Origin of the sequence: Gardnerella sp. KA00288 (genome assembly GCF_049244085.1) — a bacterium.
Classification (GTDB): Bacteria; Actinomycetota; Actinomycetes; order Actinomycetales; family Bifidobacteriaceae; genus Bifidobacterium; species Bifidobacterium greenwoodii.
Genome location: NZ_CP058373.1, coordinates 1,293,928 through 1,308,948, shown reverse-complemented (window position 1 = coordinate 1,308,948; position 15,021 = coordinate 1,293,928). Strand labels below are relative to the sequence as shown.

13 protein-coding genes, 3 tRNA genes and 1 pseudogene are annotated in these 15,021 nt (G+C 45.0%); 16 read left to right on the top strand and 1 reads right to left on the bottom strand.

Translation table 11 applies throughout. From position 1 onward, the window contains the following. Positions 1-74: 74 nt before the first annotated feature. The 3 genes from rplJ (at position 75) to HXT52_RS05080 (ending at position 2,435) form a co-directional block, all read left to right on the top strand. Complete coding sequence (gene rplJ, locus HXT52_RS05090) at positions 75-596, top strand: 50S ribosomal protein L10 (protein ID WP_004129547.1); 522 nt, start codon at positions 75-77, stop codon at positions 594-596. Between the two features lie 97 nt (positions 597-693). Next, on the top strand, positions 694-1,074 hold the full coding sequence (rplL, locus tag HXT52_RS05085) for a 50S ribosomal protein L7/L12 (RefSeq protein ID WP_004134236.1): 381 nt from the start codon (positions 694-696) through the stop codon (positions 1,072-1,074). A gap of 596 nt (positions 1,075-1,670) precedes the next feature. Beyond that, positions 1,671-2,435, top strand: coding sequence for a hypothetical protein (locus HXT52_RS05080; protein ID WP_421775851.1), 765 nt, complete (start codon positions 1,671-1,673; stop codon positions 2,433-2,435). A 342-nt stretch (positions 2,436-2,777) separates the two neighbouring features. On the opposite strand, the pseudogene HXT52_RS05075 reads toward HXT52_RS05080, so the two are convergent. Further along, positions 2,778-2,942 (bottom strand): annotated as a pseudogene (locus HXT52_RS05075) (ATPase); the annotation flags it as partial. Between the two features lie 374 nt (positions 2,943-3,316). On the opposite strand from HXT52_RS05075, the gene HXT52_RS05070 reads away from it, so the two are divergent. The 13 genes from HXT52_RS05070 (at position 3,317) to HXT52_RS05010 (ending at position 14,940) form a co-directional block, all read left to right on the top strand. Beyond that, on the top strand, positions 3,317-4,747 hold the full coding sequence (locus HXT52_RS05070; RefSeq protein ID WP_421775850.1) for an FHA domain-containing protein: 1,431 nt from the start codon (positions 3,317-3,319) through the stop codon (positions 4,745-4,747). A 16-nt stretch (positions 4,748-4,763) separates the two neighbouring features. Beyond that, on the top strand, positions 4,764-8,513 hold the full coding sequence (locus HXT52_RS05065) for a helicase (RefSeq protein ID WP_421775849.1): 3,750 nt from the start codon (positions 4,764-4,766) through the stop codon (positions 8,511-8,513). Continuing rightward, positions 8,510-8,716 (top strand): hypothetical protein, encoded by a 207-nt coding sequence (locus HXT52_RS05060; RefSeq protein ID WP_004127727.1) that lies wholly within the window; start codon positions 8,510-8,512, stop codon positions 8,714-8,716. The genes HXT52_RS05065 and HXT52_RS05060 overlap by 4 nt, the downstream gene beginning before the upstream one ends. A gap of 120 nt (positions 8,717-8,836) precedes the next feature. Beyond that, positions 8,837-9,013 carry an FmdB family zinc ribbon protein gene (locus HXT52_RS05055; protein ID WP_029600038.1) on the top strand — a complete coding sequence of 59 codons (177 nt, stop codon included), beginning with the start codon at positions 8,837-8,839 and terminating at the stop codon, positions 9,011-9,013. 197 nt (positions 9,014-9,210) lie between these two features. Beyond that, positions 9,211-9,978 carry a hypothetical protein gene (locus tag HXT52_RS05050; RefSeq protein WP_421775848.1) on the top strand — a complete coding sequence of 256 codons (768 nt, stop codon included), beginning with the start codon at positions 9,211-9,213 and terminating at the stop codon, positions 9,976-9,978. Positions 9,979-10,294: 316 nt separating this feature from the next. Next, positions 10,295-11,266, top strand: a complete 972-nt coding sequence (locus tag HXT52_RS05045) for a hypothetical protein (protein ID WP_419389126.1) — start codon at positions 10,295-10,297, stop codon at positions 11,264-11,266. 175 nt (positions 11,267-11,441) lie between these two features. Further along, entirely contained in the window at positions 11,442-11,735 is a 294-nt protein-coding gene (gene groES / locus HXT52_RS05040; protein WP_004127748.1) for a co-chaperone GroES, read from the top strand. Positions 11,736-11,869: 134 nt separating this feature from the next. Next, a complete protein-coding gene (gene hisC, locus HXT52_RS05035) occupies positions 11,870-12,967 on the top strand; it encodes a histidinol-phosphate transaminase (protein ID WP_421775847.1) in 1,098 nt (365 codons plus the stop codon). A gap of 111 nt (positions 12,968-13,078) precedes the next feature. Next, positions 13,079-13,160, top strand: a tRNA-Tyr gene (locus HXT52_RS05030). A 1-nt stretch (position 13,161) separates the two neighbouring features. Continuing rightward, positions 13,162-13,233: transfer RNA gene (locus tag HXT52_RS05025), tRNA-Thr, on the top strand. 4 nt (positions 13,234-13,237) lie between these two features. Further along, positions 13,238-13,311: transfer RNA gene (locus HXT52_RS05020), tRNA-Met, on the top strand. A gap of 53 nt (positions 13,312-13,364) precedes the next feature. Then, the gene (rpmG, locus tag HXT52_RS05015; RefSeq protein ID WP_004105548.1) at positions 13,365-13,535 is read left to right on the top strand and encodes a 50S ribosomal protein L33; all 171 of its coding nucleotides are present in this window, start codon (positions 13,365-13,367) and stop codon (positions 13,533-13,535) included. Positions 13,536-13,659: 124 nt separating this feature from the next. Next, entirely contained in the window at positions 13,660-14,940 is a 1,281-nt protein-coding gene (locus HXT52_RS05010) for an FAD-binding protein (RefSeq protein ID WP_421775846.1), read from the top strand. Positions 14,941-15,021: the final 81 nt, after the last annotated feature.

Below are 15,021 nucleotides of genomic sequence, written 5' to 3'. Positions count from 1 at the left end.
GCTTTTTTATTGCCCTGTTTAATTAAGCTTGATGTGTTTCTTTCGAACTGACGGCCGATTTAGGAAGGAACGCCATGAAGAGGCCCGAAAAGGAAGCGGTAGTTGCCGATCTTACGGAACTTTTCCGTAATGCAGACGCTGTCTACCTTACCGAGTACCGCGGGCTTACCGTTCCGCAGATTTCTTCTCTGCGTGAAAAGCTAGGCCGCGATACTTCCTACTCTGTGGCGAAGAACACGCTTGCTCGTATTGCTGCTAAGGAAGCGGGCATTGAAGGTCTTGACGAGCTTCTCGCCGGCCCAACTGCAATCACCTTTGTTAAGGGTGATTTCATTGAGGCTGCTAAGACCTTGCGTGATTTTGCCAAAGAGAATAAGACTCTCGTCATCAAGGGCGGTTTCGCAGATGGAACTGTTTACGATGCCGAAGGTGCAAAGCAGCTTGCAGACTTGAAGTCTCGCCCACAGTTGCTTTCCGAAATGGCCGGCGCGCTCAAGGGCACCATGTCCAAGGCCGCCTACCTGTTCAACGCATTGCCAACCAAGACTGTGCGTACTATCGACGCTTTGCGCGAGAAGCAGGAAAAGGCCGCTTGATTCCCTTGCAGCTTGCTGCATGAGACCAACCAATAATAAAAATGTTATGGTCGTAAGGCACACCGTGTGCCTGGCCAAGTAAGAAAGGAAGCCAATTATGGCTAAGCTCACTAGTGAAGAGCTTCTTGAAGCTTTTGGTGAAATGACCCTCGTTGAGCTCTCTGAGTTCGTCAAGGCCTTTGAAGAGAAGTTCGACGTCGAGGCTGCTGCCCCTGTCGCCGCTGTTGCCGCTGCTCCAGCTGCTGCTGGCGCTGCTGAGGAAGAGAAGGACGAGTTCGACGTCATTCTTACCGCTGCTGGCGACAAGAAGATTGCAGTCATCAAGGCTGTTCGCGCTTTGACCAACCTCGGCTTGGCTGAAGCTAAGGCTCTCGTTGACGGCGCTCCAAAGCCAGTTCTCGAGAAGGCTAAGAAGGAAGATGCTGAGAAGGCTAAGGCTGCCCTCGAAGAGGCCGGCGCTTCCGTGGAACTTAAGTAGTTCTAGCTTTTTATTGCTTTGCGCGTAACGCAGTTTTGTGCGTGTGTGCATAGTGAATATGGCGGTAGGTTTTGTACCTGCCGCCTTTTTTGTTGCGCGTTTGCTGCTTGTGTGTGTGTGGGGGGGGGGGGCAGCTTGTGTGGGTGCTGCTTGCTGGTGTGATGTGACCTAAACTGCTCAGCGGTGAGTAGTTTGGGTCGTGTGTGAAGGCGACCTCCGCGCGTGTCGCGGGGAAAGTGGCGGTTTTTCAAGGGTTTGGGGGCGGTGTGGGGGAGCGGCGGCGAGTTTCCTGAGAGTTTTCTGAGAAAAATCTTTGAAAATTGTGAAATAGCATTTTTTACGATTAAACAGTGTAGTTTGTTGTATTTTTTATGGTTTTATGAGCTTTTACTGGAATATTTTTGTAATTTTGATGATATTTTCTGTGTTGGATGCTTGTTTTTGCTCTTGACTTTTTCGAACGGGGGGGGGGGTATGTTAATAACAGCTTTCAGCTAGATGCTCTATCTGAAAGTTATTCACAAGAGATTGATTTTGTGGGTTTATGTTTTTTCACTGCGTTTTAAGCGTGGTGGAGAAGAAGAAAGGAAAATATTATGTTTAACAAGAAGGCTATCGCCGCACTCGCTGCTGGCGCCACCCTCGTTTCTGGCTTGGCTTTTGCTGCTCCAGCTTTCGCTGCAGGTTTTTCTGGCTATGGTTCCGGCACTAATGGTGACGTTACTAAGCACGGCACTACTGAACAGCTCGGTGATACTACTCAGACTGATTCCCCAGCCGTTCCTAAGAAGGCTAGCGACATGCGTTTTGGTGAAGCTTCCAAGTTCGATGAAAAGGGCATTAAGGCTACAGATTATCCAGCATATGAGAACCCAGTTTACAACGAGGGTTACAATCCTGAGTATTCCAAGCATGCTGGTGCTGTAGAAGCTAAGAACAATGAGCTTGTTCGCTTGTACAACAAGAAGATTGAAAAGATTTACGCATGCGGCACTGCTGATGCTCTTGTAACACCTAAGGAAAAGTGCGTTGCTGAGATGGAGAAGGAGAAGGAGAACTTCGTTAACAACCGTCTCCCAAGCCTTTCTACTGAGGATGTTTACGGCCCACGCGATTCCAAGAACCGCACCGTAATGAAGTCTCATCGTCCAATCGATGGAGATAAGGCTCCAGCTAAGGCTCCGGCGAAGGCTGCCGCTCCAGCTGCTGCCGCTGCTCCAGCTAAGGCTGCTGCTAAGGCTGAAGCTAAGAAGTGCGCTTCTGCTCCATTGGCTAAGACCGGTGCTGCTGTAGCTTTGGCTGCTGTTGCTGCTTCCGTGCTTGCTGGCATGGGTGCTGCTCTTCGCAAGATCCGTCACTAAGCTGTTAGCACATTAAGTGTGTTGATTGTTTAATGGTTTGTTTGTGAGCGCACTGTATGTGAGTATGGTGCGCTCACTTGTTAAATCTTTCACTCAACGTGCTGTAAGGGCTTTATGTTCTTGTGGCGGGTTTGCTTTCGGGCTTTTGCATGATTCTACTGTTTTGCCAAATCTCTTTCTTCACAGTGGTGTTGTGCGCTGGTTTTCGGGGGCGTGACTGTTGAGTGTTTGGCTGGCTTGTTTGTTAGGGAAACGAGTCGGTTTTGTTAAAGGGCTTGGGTTTGGTGCTACTAGGGGCATCAGGCTCCAAGCCCTTTCTTCGTATGCGTTCCACTGTTTGGCTCAATTTGTTTCGAGAAGCCATTGCGCTATGTCTATTACGCGGATTCCTTCAATGTCGTAAGCATCATGACGCGTATTTGCAAGCAGGATTTTAGGGTAAGAGTCTTTTATTGCTTTTAGTGGCGAAAGTTCGCGCTCCAATGTGGAATCATCGCTAATATTATTTTCGGAATAGTAGTATTTTTCACTTTTGAAAGTAGATACGTATTTTCACTTTCAAAACTGTAATATTTTTTAAGTTTTGAAAGTGGTGTTTGTTATAGCGCCAACTTAAACTTACGAAAAATCAAAGTTTAAGACATAGTATTTATAAGTTTAGGTCGCTTTTGCGGAAGATTTCGACCTAAACAGCACGCGCGCGAGTAGTTTATGTCGCCTACGCAAGAAAATCCGACCAAAACAGCGCAGCGGTGAGTAGTTTATGCCTCTCGCGTAAATATGTAATATTTTTATGCGAAAAATCAATAAAAACTAGCGCAATATACACAAAGCATGACACAATAGAAGGTAGTGTGTGTTTTCTGAAGGGAGCAGATCACGTGAGTGAGCGACAAGTCGTGCAGCGCTGGATGATTACAGTAGGTGGTGTTGAGCAGGCGCGCGTTGGAGCAGGTCAGTCGGTTGAGATTGGTCGAAAGCCTATACGCCCATTGCGTGAAGATGGATTTAAGCGCATTGACATAGTAGATAATAAGCGTTCTATGTCTAAGCGCCACGCGCTACTCATTGTTGATCCTAAAGGCGTGGCAACAATACGCGATTTACATTCAACAAACGGAACTTACTTAGTTGGCTCAAATGGTGATTTGTTGCGACTTGACCCAGATGTTGATTTCCAGCTTCCAGACAGTTTAATGCGAATGCAGTTTGGTGATGTTCCTGTTGATTTTGTGCGAGTAGAAGATGAAGTTCAGGAAGAAGAGACTAGTAATGTGCGTGACTTGTTCTCTTATGCCACTGATGATGAAAAGCATGAGGAGCCTGCCGCGTCTGGTTTGTCGGTAGATCAGATTCTTGATTTGCGCGCGGGCGAGCCGACTGGAATTTTCCACGCACAGTCAGTGTCGGAACCTGGATTGTCTTGGCAAAAAGGCAAATCTATTAAGGATGCGCTTGAGGGTAGTGCGTCGGTTGATAATGCGTCGGTTGATGATGCGTCGGTTGATTCAGATCCGATCAATGCTGCACCAATTAATCACGATGTAACAGTTCCTGTTGTTTTGGAGCAGCAGGAAGCGCCTGTTGAGCCGCGTAATTTGTTTGCGGACGCTCGAGCGGAAAGTGAAAATGCTCAAGCAGAGAGCGAAAATGCTCAAGTTGCGCAATCTCAAGCAGAACCGCTTAATGCAGAACCTCTTCAAGCAGAACCGCTTAATGTAGAGCCTCTTCAGGCAGAGCAATCTCAAGCAGAATCTGCTCAAGCTGAGTCCTATGAAGTCGAATCAGATAAAGTCGAATCAGCTGAAATCGAATCAGCTGAAACAGAACCAGCTGAAGTCGAACCTTCCAAAACCGCATCAAATCCATTAGAAGGTAATCGATATTACTTAACTCACGAAGACTCTAATAAAGCGTACGAAAATTACACAAATATAGGTCCGCTTGATTCGCGCTTTACAGCCACAAGTATTGATATTAGTGATATTAGTGGTATTGATTCCGACGCATCTTATACTCCTGCTTTTGAACCTGGATCCGTATTTGAGAAAGTATCGAAAGGCGAGTTTGACGCTCAACAAAATATTGTAGAAGCTGGCGGATTCACTTCTAAAGAAGCAGAAGAAAGTACAGATTTTTCAAAGCAATTTGAGATGGCTCAACATTCCGAATTGCTGCCATACTTAGCGTCAAATCCTGGATTGTACGACGACTTATACGCTTGGCTTGCAGCACAAGGCAATGCGGATGTAGATGCAGCACTTGCGCGTAACAGCGGTTATAGTGCATACCGTAAAGCTATTGAACAGTAAGTGAGTAGGTGGGAAAATGAGTGAGGCAAACAGCGAGCAGAATGGCGAGCAAAACGTTGAGCAAAGAAGTGAGCTGAACGTTGATCAAAATGTTGAGAACAGCGTTGATCGAAACAATTCACAAGTAAGTGCTCGAAGCAGCGCAATCAAAAATATTGTTGCTTGGAAGCAGCAGTATCAGTCTCAGTTATCTCCTTCTCCGCTAGAAGATATTACGCAACTTGCAGCGCAACTAGAGCTTACTCACGCACATCCTTCTGGAATAGCGCAACTTTTTGCAAGTGGAAAAGTAACGTTAAAAGCTTTATTCCGCGATGCTGGGATGTTGCGTGCTGCTGGGCGTAGATTGGATCGCGTTTTTGAGGATCGCGACGCAAAAGCGCACGAAAGCGGCGTATCTGAGCTTTCTCTGGTTGTTGGAGTTGCATCGTGGAATGGTAATCATGTTCCGGTTCTCACATACCCGGTGCATGTAGTTCGTGATACTAATCAAGATGAAACTGCAGCAACTATTTACTTCTCCGGTAGCGTTGGACTAAACCATGCGCTTGTTCAGCGTTTGAGTGCTCGCGGAGTTGAGCTTCGTGAGGACGTGCTGTTCGACGGTTCTCAATACGAAAGCGGTACTCCAGAAACTTCTGTTGTTTTTGACGCTATTTGCAAGAAAGCACGCACTTCTTTCCCAGATTTCGACATTGAGCGAGATATTGTACTTGGATGCTTTACGGATGCAGGATCTCGTTTTGTGGCGGAAAGTGAGCAAATTCTTAACGCTTTACAGTCCGGCAATGTTGGGAATACGCTTATTGACGCTATGGCAGGAGATGAGCGTTCAATACAAGCGATTAACGCTGATAATAAGCCGGAATATAGTCCTTTTGATGCAGATCCACATGGTGAGTGCGAAGTTGGAGATGTTGACAACACCGTTCGCTATGCTGCAGATCTTGTTTCTTCCGGAAACTCGTTATTCGTTAATATTGATTCCGGTTCTGATTCGGCCGCTATTGCTGCCGCAATCGCTTCACGCTCGGTTCTTGCAGGACGCTCAGTTTTGTATGTGCCAAATGTGATTGAACAGCAGCGTAGATTCCGTTATACGCTTAATACGCATGAAATTTCTTCATTAGCATTAGACGTTGCAGATGGGCACATTGCTAAGCATGTTGATTCGCAGCTTATTTCTGCAGTTGGGGCGCGTCAAAGCGTTGCAACATCGCGTTTTGAGCAGGTTGCCGACGAATTAGTTGGTGTGCGCTCGCGTCTTACTCGCTATTTAGGTGACCTTCACGGAGTTAATGAAACTTGGGGAGTGTCGGCGTATCAAACAATACAAAATCTTGCTGCAATTGCTATGCTACCAACGCATCCTTCTACGCACGTGCGTTTAGACGTTGCTGCAGCACATGCAATTACTGGTCAAATCGATACTTGGTTGCAAAAATTCCATCAAGCGGACGAACTTGGTGAATTTAATATTAATCCTGAAGATACTCCGTGGTTTGGCGCTTCTATTTACGACGAAAACGAAGCTGTATCGGTGTATCAGCGAATAGTAGACGTTCTTCTTAAGCTACTTCCTGCTACTCGCGAGCAGGTTAAAAGCACTGTTCAAAGCTGCGGTTTCCCTGTTCCAACAACTGCGCGCGAATGGAGCAGACAAGTTACGGTTTTGAAAAATTTGCGACGCGTACTCGATGTGTTCCAACCTGAAATTTTTGAGCGCGATTTGGACGCAATGATTGAAGCTAGTAAGCCGAAAGCTGTTAGAAAAGCTGAAGGCACGATTATGGGCTTCTGGGAGCGTCGCCGTCACGTGCGTGAAGCGCGTAGTTTGCTTAGAGTTGGAGCTAAGGTTGACGACTTGCATGAAGCTTTGAAGATTGTTTCTCAGCAGGCTGCTCAGTGGCGTACTTTTGTGCCTCACGGCGGATGGCCTGTTTTGCCGCCAAAATTAGACGAATTGGTAAATACTCAAGAAGTATTATCTAGGAATCTGGTTGCTCTTGACGCAGTATTATCTACGACTCGTCAAGGTGCAGATCTTGAAAATATTGAGTTTGCGCAGCTTGAGTCACGTTTGCAGGATTTGCACGACGATCGCGCATCTCTTGATACTCTTCCAGGTCGCTGCAAGTTGGAAAGTGAATTCAGCAAGGCTGGTTTGCTTGATTTAGTAAGCGATTTGCGGCATCGTCATATTACAGGAGATGCTCTTGACGGCGAGTTGCAGCTTGCTTGGTGGACTACAGTTTTTGAAGATATTGTTAATTCTTCTGCGATTATTTCGCATCAAGATGGTTCTGCTATGCAGGATGCTTCGGATCGTTTTGTACAAGTAGATACTGAGCATGTGCGTTCTATTGGCCCAATGGTTCAGCAAGAAGCTATGAGGCATTTGTGCGAATTGCTGTTCTCGCATACTCAGGAAGCAAATCAACTGCACACTATGCTTGCAAGCAACCGTTCCGGAATAACATTTAATAAGCTTTTGCGCAATTATGCCGAGATTCTGCTTGCTGCAAAGCCAATCTTAGTGGCTATGCCATCAACGCTTACTATGATGACTCCGCTTAGCACCATTGCAGACACTGTAATTATTGATTCTGCAGAGCATATATCAAATATTGAACTATTCTCTATTTTGGCTCGCGCTTCGCAAGTAGTTGTTCTTGCGCATAAGCAGACTGTAAGCTCCGAAAGCTTGCGTAAGCTTATTTCTATTCTGCCGTCTGTTACAGTTGTTTCTCGCGCTACAAGGCGTTCCTTGCGCTTGGCTCGATTCTTGGAAGAACACGGTTACGGAAAGTTGCGTCACGATGTTCCTATTGAACGCTTGCAAGGAAAGGTGCGTTTGCACCAGGTTGATGCTACGGGAGTTCCAGTGCTGTCTTCCGGACTGATTGAAAGCAGTCAGCGCGAAATTGACGAAGTAGTTGAGCTTATTCGTCAGCGCGCGAAGACTTTCACTGTTGTTCCTTCAAGCTACATGCTTGTGGTTGTGACTTTAACAAACGTATTCCGCAGTCGTTTGGGTGCGGAATTGAAGTCTTTGTCTATTAAAGATGAAAATATGGCTCGATTCTTGCGTCATGTGCGTTTAATGAGTGTTCACGAAGCTTCCGGAGCTATTGCTACGGATGTTATTCTGTCTCTGTGCTACGCAAAAACTTCTCACGGACGTTTGCTCCAGCAATTTGGTTTGTTGGAAGAAGAAGGCGGCAAGGGTATGCTTTTGGATTCGCTTGCTTTGGCTCGTAGGCATCTTGATATTGTTAGCGCATTTACTTCCAAAGATATGGATGATGAGCGTTTGCATCAGGATGGTCCAAAGCTGCTTAAGACTTTGTTGCAGTGGGCTGAGCAGTTAAGCGATAAGCCTTTGCGTCCGGAAGATGCTCATGATATTGAAGCGCAAGTTGCTGCTGAATCTGCTCAAAATAATGTGCTATTTACTGATTTAGCTGAGCGTATTCGTTCGCGCGGATTAAATGTAGCGGTTAATTATGGTTTCGATAACGGCGTTCGTATTCCGCTTGTTGTCGGTCTTGCAGATAAGCCGTTTGCTTTGGCTGTGCTTACTGACGATGCTCAATTTATGAGTGTTCAGTCCACTCGTGAACGTCATCGTATGATGATTCAAGATTTGGAAGCTCTTGGATGGTCTGTTATGACTGTTTGGAGCGTTGGTGCATTCGTTAATCCAGAAAAAGAAGTTGACCGCGTTGTTTCAAGGCTCGGCGAATTGTATGGTGACAACGAATGAGCGATTATGATCCTAATCGACGCTCTCCGCGCAAATCTGTAAGAGTAGTGCGTGAAGGCTCTGAGCTTTTTGATGCCGATGGCGTAAAACTAGAGCCTTCTGATGAACTTACGAAAGAGCAGCGTGCTTTGGATGACGATAATCGCATTTTAAGCGAGCTTCCTCCGCATTGGGCTGTGTTTTCTGAGCGCGGGCGAAACTAGTTGTGCTCGCTAATTTGCAAATAAACTTATGTGTTTGCCTCGGCTGTCACGGCGTATAATAGGATATTTGAAGGAACAGTAAGTTTTTTGTCTTATATTTGTGAAACTTCGGAGGAACTTTTGCCTACTTATCATTACCGTTGTAAAGAATGCGGATACGATTTTTCTGAACATCAATCATTTTCGGATGAACCTATTACCATTTGCCCTCAGTGCGGCAAAAACACTGTTCGCAAAGTGTATTCTGCTCCTCCAATCAATTTTAAAGGCAAAGGCTTTTACAGAACTGATAAGTAAATAAAAGCATTTTATTTGCGTTTTGCTTGCACTTTAGTTGCGCGTTGATAGGTTTTATCCACAACGCGCAATTTTTATTGCGTGACTCTTTTGCTTACGTAAAAATGCATGTTATGAGTACAAGTTTTTCTTTATTCTCGGGGTTTCAACGTTCCGATAGCTCTAGCGCATTGATTAAGAGGCGCCAACACGATTTTGTGCGGAAAATTATTGTTATTTTATGCGCGGCAATTGTGTCTTTGCTAGTTGTATCTACAATTATTGATTCCCAAGCTACGCAAGTAATACCAGTAGCTGCTCGTAATATTCATCAAGGATCTAAGATCCGCGAAACGGATGTTAATTACATTCGAGTTCCGCAACATTCTGTGTTTCGTTATGCGCTTGCTGGGCGAGTAAACTCGCGCAATCTGCTTATTGCAACTTGCGAAATCAAAACTGGTATGCCAATTTTGCAAAATGCTGTAAGTCATTTGCCGAATATTCCTGAAGGTTTTACTTCGATTTCAGTGCATTTATCTAGCGCAGATCACACGATAATACCCGGAGAAGAGGTAGATCTTGCTTTTAGTAAGCCTTTGCAAGACGAGGGCGAAAAGTCGGATGATTCTACGAAAAATGATGAAAATACGCAGGAAGCCGGCGGTTCTGCAAGTAAAAGTAGTAAAAGTAGTAAAAATAGCGAGAATGTCGAAAATAGTAAAAATAGCGAAAGTAGCGACGAAGAATCTGAAGAAACTGAAGAAACTGAAGAAACTGATATTACGCAGATTGATAGAAGGTATGTAGATGTTGTTAATTACGTTATTGTAATGCGAATAGCTAAAAGTCAACAATCTTCTCAAGATCAGCAGAATACTACGACTCTTGCCATGCCTGCTGCAGATGCTTTACGTTTGTTGCAAGCTCAGTCTGTGAATCCTTCACTTGCGATTGTTGCTATGAAGCACGTTAATAACCGTTAGTGTTAACACAGCATATTGTGTGAAGAAAGATGGCATATTCCCACATTTTGGCGACACGCCGACGCGTTTATATTGCTACACATCCTTAGACGTCTTTATATTAATAGATATGGGTTATGAATCGGTTAGCGCACTAATTGTGTTAATCATCCTCGTAGCCTTATGGTTCGGGTGGTTGCCTAAACGCACGGTTAATGGCATGAAGACCATGCTTGAGCATCGCGAGGATAGGTTTTCACCAACACTACATCTTGTAGGTGAGTGGAGTGCTGCACGCATTTGTGACGGCACAGGTATGTTGGCAAAAGGGGCTTGTATGCAACCGACTCAACGAAAACGAACATTAACTCCTGAACGTATTGCGCGTATTCGTGCTGCAAGACGAGCCGCTATTCGTCGCCGTTGCGTATTGGTTGGCGCTCTTGCTGTTTTAACAGTTCTTGTGTTTATAGTTGGGTGCTCTGGAGCATTTTCGCCAGCTTTCGTGCTTATTCCAGGAGCTATGCTGGCTGCAGTTCTTTATTTTGGTTCTCGTGCCGCTAAGCATGCTCGCGAATGGGAAGCTCGCGTAGCTAAGATGCGTGCTGGATCTTTGGAATCTGTAGATTTGGCAAATGATTCTTTGCGCAACAAGTCTTTGAATGGTGAATCTTTGAAACTTGAATCTTCAAAGGAGCAATCTTCAAAGGAACAATCTTTGAAGAGTGAACCTTCAGAATCAGTTGAGCAACATTCTTCTCGCGACGATACCGCAACTTCTGTTATGGAAAAGGGCGAAATTAAAGTCGCGTTAATGCGCGCTCAAGAGGAGCGTAATGCGGCTCTTCTTGCAAGAAGTGAAGCAACTGAAAATGCTGAAAACGTTGCTGAAGATATTGCTGAAAACGAGTACGAAGAAGACTCTAAAGAAGCTAATTTAGCTGTTAAAGAAGATTCTAAAGATTCCGCGGCTATCAAAAATAATCAAGATTTGATTTCATTCTCTCTTGGAAGCGACGTCAAGTATGATTTGGGCAATTCTGTTGCTGCAGCAAAAGCTCCAGAAAGTTTGGAAATCAAGTCAACTAAGCAGGTTGCTAAAGCAATACCTGTGGTTAAGCCTGCTGAATCTAAAGCTGCTAAAAGTGCGAAGACTTCTGAATCTAAGTATGCTAAAAATTTGCAAAAGTCAACTTCTTCGCAATTCCATGCAGAAGAGCAGAAAAGTCAAGTAGAAGCTCCGGCAAGTTCCGCAGACTCACTCGGAGTGGCAAATTTGCGCGAAGTTTTAGCTCGTCGCAATGCCTAATTTAAGAATTTTCTAAAAATTTTCTTAAAAGATTAGCACTCGAGTTGTTAGAGTGCTAATTTCGCGCTACTATGAAACACAGAACGTAAGTGCGATTGCAAACGTGATCGTCAGCCTCGTATGTAAAACGCTTGCGTACAAAATTAGTATCTCTCTTAAGAAAGAGGTGGCGACAGTGTCGATTAAGCTCACACCGTTGGAAGATAAGATTATTGTAAAGCAGGCTCAGGCAGAAACTCAGACTGCTTCTGGCTTGTATATTCCAGATAATGCAAAGGAAAAGCCACAGCAGGGCGAAGTTCTTGCGGTTGGTCCTGGTCGTCGTGATGACAAGGGCGAGCGTATTCCTATGGATGTTAAGGTTGGAGACAAGGTTTTGTACTCCAAGTACGGTGGCACTGAAGTGCATTACGATGGCGAGGATTACTTAATCGTGTCTTCTCGCGACGTGCTTGCTATTCTTGGCTAGTCTTTAGCCGGTTGAAACAATAAAACTTACGCTGGAAATGATGCAAATGTCATTCCCAGCGTTTTTTATTGCTGCACGTAAGATGTGATGCGCTATTGCACAGTTAAGTCGTGCGTGGAGTATTATGGAGAAGTATGACATACAAACACCGTAACATTGTAGATACGATTCCTAGCTACAAACAGGGAAAACCAGCTCCTAAATTGGATGGCATTCGCGCGTATAAGATTTCCAGCAATGAGAACCCTTATGAGCCTTTAGAAAGTGTAAAAGAAGCTATTTCAACTCGCGCGCTTAATGTAGTCAACCGTTACCCAAATATGCGCGGTACGCAAGTTGTTGAAGAGCTCGCTAAGCGTTTTGGCGTTACGCCAGACGAAGTGGTGCTTGGCTGCGGTTCGACGGAAGTTATTACGCAGCTTGTTAACTTTGTTGCAGGACCTGGTGATGAAGTTGTGTACCCTTGGCGAAGCTTTGAAGCTTATCCGATTATTGTGACTGGCGCTGGAGCTAAAAGCGTGCAAGTTCCTAATCGTGCCGATGGCTCTCACGACGTAGATGGAATTATTAACGCAATTAATGAGCGTACGCGCTTAGTTATTTTGAACAATCCTAATAACCCAACTTCTGCGTCTCTTAGCGAAACTGACGCGCGCAGAGTTTTGGACGCTGTTCCAAGCGATGTACTTGTGCTTATTGACGAAGCTTATGTGCAGTTCAATACCGCAAAAGGCACGGCAGATGGCATGAAGTTGTATCGTGAGTATCCAAATGTGGTTGTTGCACAAACCTTCTCGAAAGCGTATGGCTTAGCTGGTTTGCGTATTGGCTACGGTATTGCTCCTGCAGAGGTTGTAGAGGGCATGCGAAAGGTTGCTGTTCCGTTTGGAGTTTCTCAAATAGCACAGGTTGCAGCTTTGGCATCTTTGGAAGATTTAGCAGTTAAGGAGATGAATGAGCGCGTTGCGGCTCTTGTTTCTGAGCGCGAGCGCATTATTTTGGCTTTGCGCAATCAAGGCTGGAATATTGAGGATGCGTATGCAAACTTCTTCTGGATGCCGTTTGGTGCAGATACTGAGCGTGTAACTGAGCGCTTCGTGGCAGTCGGGTTATCGGTTCGTGCTTTTGCTGGCGAAGGTATTCGTATTAGCATTGGTGAGCGCGAGGCGAATGATCGCGTTCTAACAGTTTGCGAAGATTTAAAAAAAGATGGTTTTTCGCTAAATAACTAGCTTTTTTGCATAAAATTTTGTTTTCGGCGTGTCTTAGACTTGCATTCGTCTTGCACTCGTGGCAAAATAGCAAAGTTGCCGTTTGAAGTTCACTTCTTACGACAGACTGCTGGCGGGTTTCCCAAGTGGTCAAAGGGAGCTGACTGTAAATCAGCCGCTTCGTGCTTCAGTGGTTCGAATCCACTACCCGCCACGCCTCGATAGCTCAGTGGTAGAGCACTTCCTTGGTAAGGAAGAGGTCGTGAGTCCGATTCTCACTCGAGGCTCTCTGGCGGGGTAGCTCAGCTGGCTAGAGCGTACGACTCATAATCGTAAGGTCAAGAGTTCGAGTCTCTTCCTCGCTACAACGGCCAGTAGGAGACTGGCTGGCCAACAATGAATTGTAGAGGTGAACGAAATGGCAAGCAAGAGCGCCGACATCCGTCCGGGCATCACAATGGCATGCACGGAGTGCAAGGAGCGTAACTACATCACGACGAAGAATCGTCGTAACACGCCTGATCGTCTTGAGTTGAACAAGTTCTGCCCACGCTGCGGCAAGCACACGCTTCATCGCGAGACTCGCTGAAAATATTCAGCTTGCTGCGTTAATATAGCGTCTTTTTTAGACCTATTTAGATTGCGCAGATTTTATACTTATTACCCCGCTTTTTGCGGGGTTTTTGTTATTTAGTGTTGTTAAGATTAAAACTATGACTATGCAAGCATCATCTACTACGTCTACCACAAATCCAACTTTCGCAGATATTACAACAATTGGTGTTGGTGGCAAAATTACTCGCTTCGTAGAACCAAAAACGCGCGTTGCTGTTATTGAAGCCGTTGAAGATGCAGATGAGGCTAATCTTCCGCTATGTGTAATCGGCGGCGGATCTAATATGCTGGTTTCAGATCTTGACTTTAATGGTGTAGTTGTGCGCGATGCTCGTCGCGCTATTAACGTTCTCGATGAAGCAGCGCCCGCAGAAGATGGTGTTGACGCCAAAACTGGTGCAAATATTGTACATGTGAATGCAGAGGCTGGCTGCAATTGGGATGATTTTGTAACTTACGCTATTAATCTTGGTTTAGAGGGTGTAGAAGGACTTTCTGGAATACCTGGCACTGTTGGTGCTTCTGTTGTACAAAATATTGGTGCGTATGGTCAGGAAGTTTCTCAAAGCGTTACTTCTGTAGAAGTTTGGGATCGCAAAAATAAAGTAACGCTTGAATTGTCAAAAGATCAGTTGCATTTTGGGTATCGTACTTCTGCTCTTAAACAAAGCATGTACGCTTCTGCAGGAGTTCCAAGCGATTCGTATTTTCCTACTCCTCGTTACGTTGTGCTTTCTGTTACTTTTTGTTTGAAGCATAGTGATACAGGCGTTGTTGCTCATTCGCAGTTGGCTCGTGCTTTGAAAGTTGAAGTAGGCGAGCGTATGAAAACTTCGGTAATTCGTCGCGAAGTTTTGCGTGTTAGAGCTTCCAAAGGCATGCTCGAAGATGCTTTGAGATACAAAAATCATTGGATGTGTGGCACAAAAAGCGCTCAAAGTGTTGATATTGCTTTGAAATTGCAAAGTGAAGACTATATTACTGGCGAATTTTTGCAGGGGGATAATCTTTATAGTGATCGTCATAGTTGTGGAAGTTTCTTTATGAATCCGGTAATGACAAAAGCTGAGGCTGATTTATTGCCTGAGGATGCTCCTCGTTTTGAAGCGCTTCTTCCGGACGGTTCTAAAGGTGTAAAAACTTCTGCGGCTTGGCTTATTGACCATGCTGGTTTCCATAAAGGATTTAGGCTTAGTAAAAATGGTGAAGTCTCTGCAGCAGGTCTTTCTTCCTTGCATACTTTAGCGTTGACGAATCGCAATAATGCTTCTTCTAGCGACGTGCTTTCTTTAGCTAAAACTGTTATTGACGGTGTGCTAAATAAGTTTGGTGTGACGCTTATACCGGAACCTGTGCTTATAGGTCTTTCTGTAAACTAAAAATTTTACACTTATGCATGTGTTTACAGAGAAATATATAAAGTTATTTCGTAAAATTTCGTAAATAATAAAGGAACACAC

What these genes read in the sequence shown, in the direction of transcription:
- rpmG (WP_004105548.1), top strand. Translation starts at nt 13,365, where the DNA reads ATGGCAAGCAAGAGCGCCGACATCCGTCCGGGCATCACAATGGCATGC.
- rplJ (WP_004129547.1), top strand. Translation starts at nt 75, where the DNA reads ATGAAGAGGCCCGAAAAGGAAGCGGTAGTTGCCGATCTTACGGAACTT.
- HXT52_RS05060 (WP_004127727.1), top strand. Translation starts at nt 8,510, where the DNA reads ATGAGCGATTATGATCCTAATCGACGCTCTCCGCGCAAATCTGTAAGA.
- hisC (WP_421775847.1), top strand. Translation starts at nt 11,870, where the DNA reads ATGACATACAAACACCGTAACATTGTAGATACGATTCCTAGCTACAAA.
- rplL (WP_004134236.1), top strand. Translation starts at nt 694, where the DNA reads ATGGCTAAGCTCACTAGTGAAGAGCTTCTTGAAGCTTTTGGTGAAATG.
- HXT52_RS05080 (WP_421775851.1), top strand. Translation starts at nt 1,671, where the DNA reads ATGTTTAACAAGAAGGCTATCGCCGCACTCGCTGCTGGCGCCACCCTC.
- HXT52_RS05065 (WP_421775849.1), top strand. Translation starts at nt 4,764, where the DNA reads ATGAGTGAGGCAAACAGCGAGCAGAATGGCGAGCAAAACGTTGAGCAA.
- HXT52_RS05045 (WP_419389126.1), top strand. Translation starts at nt 10,295, where the DNA reads ATGCAACCGACTCAACGAAAACGAACATTAACTCCTGAACGTATTGCG.
- HXT52_RS05010 (WP_421775846.1), top strand. Translation starts at nt 13,660, where the DNA reads ATGACTATGCAAGCATCATCTACTACGTCTACCACAAATCCAACTTTC.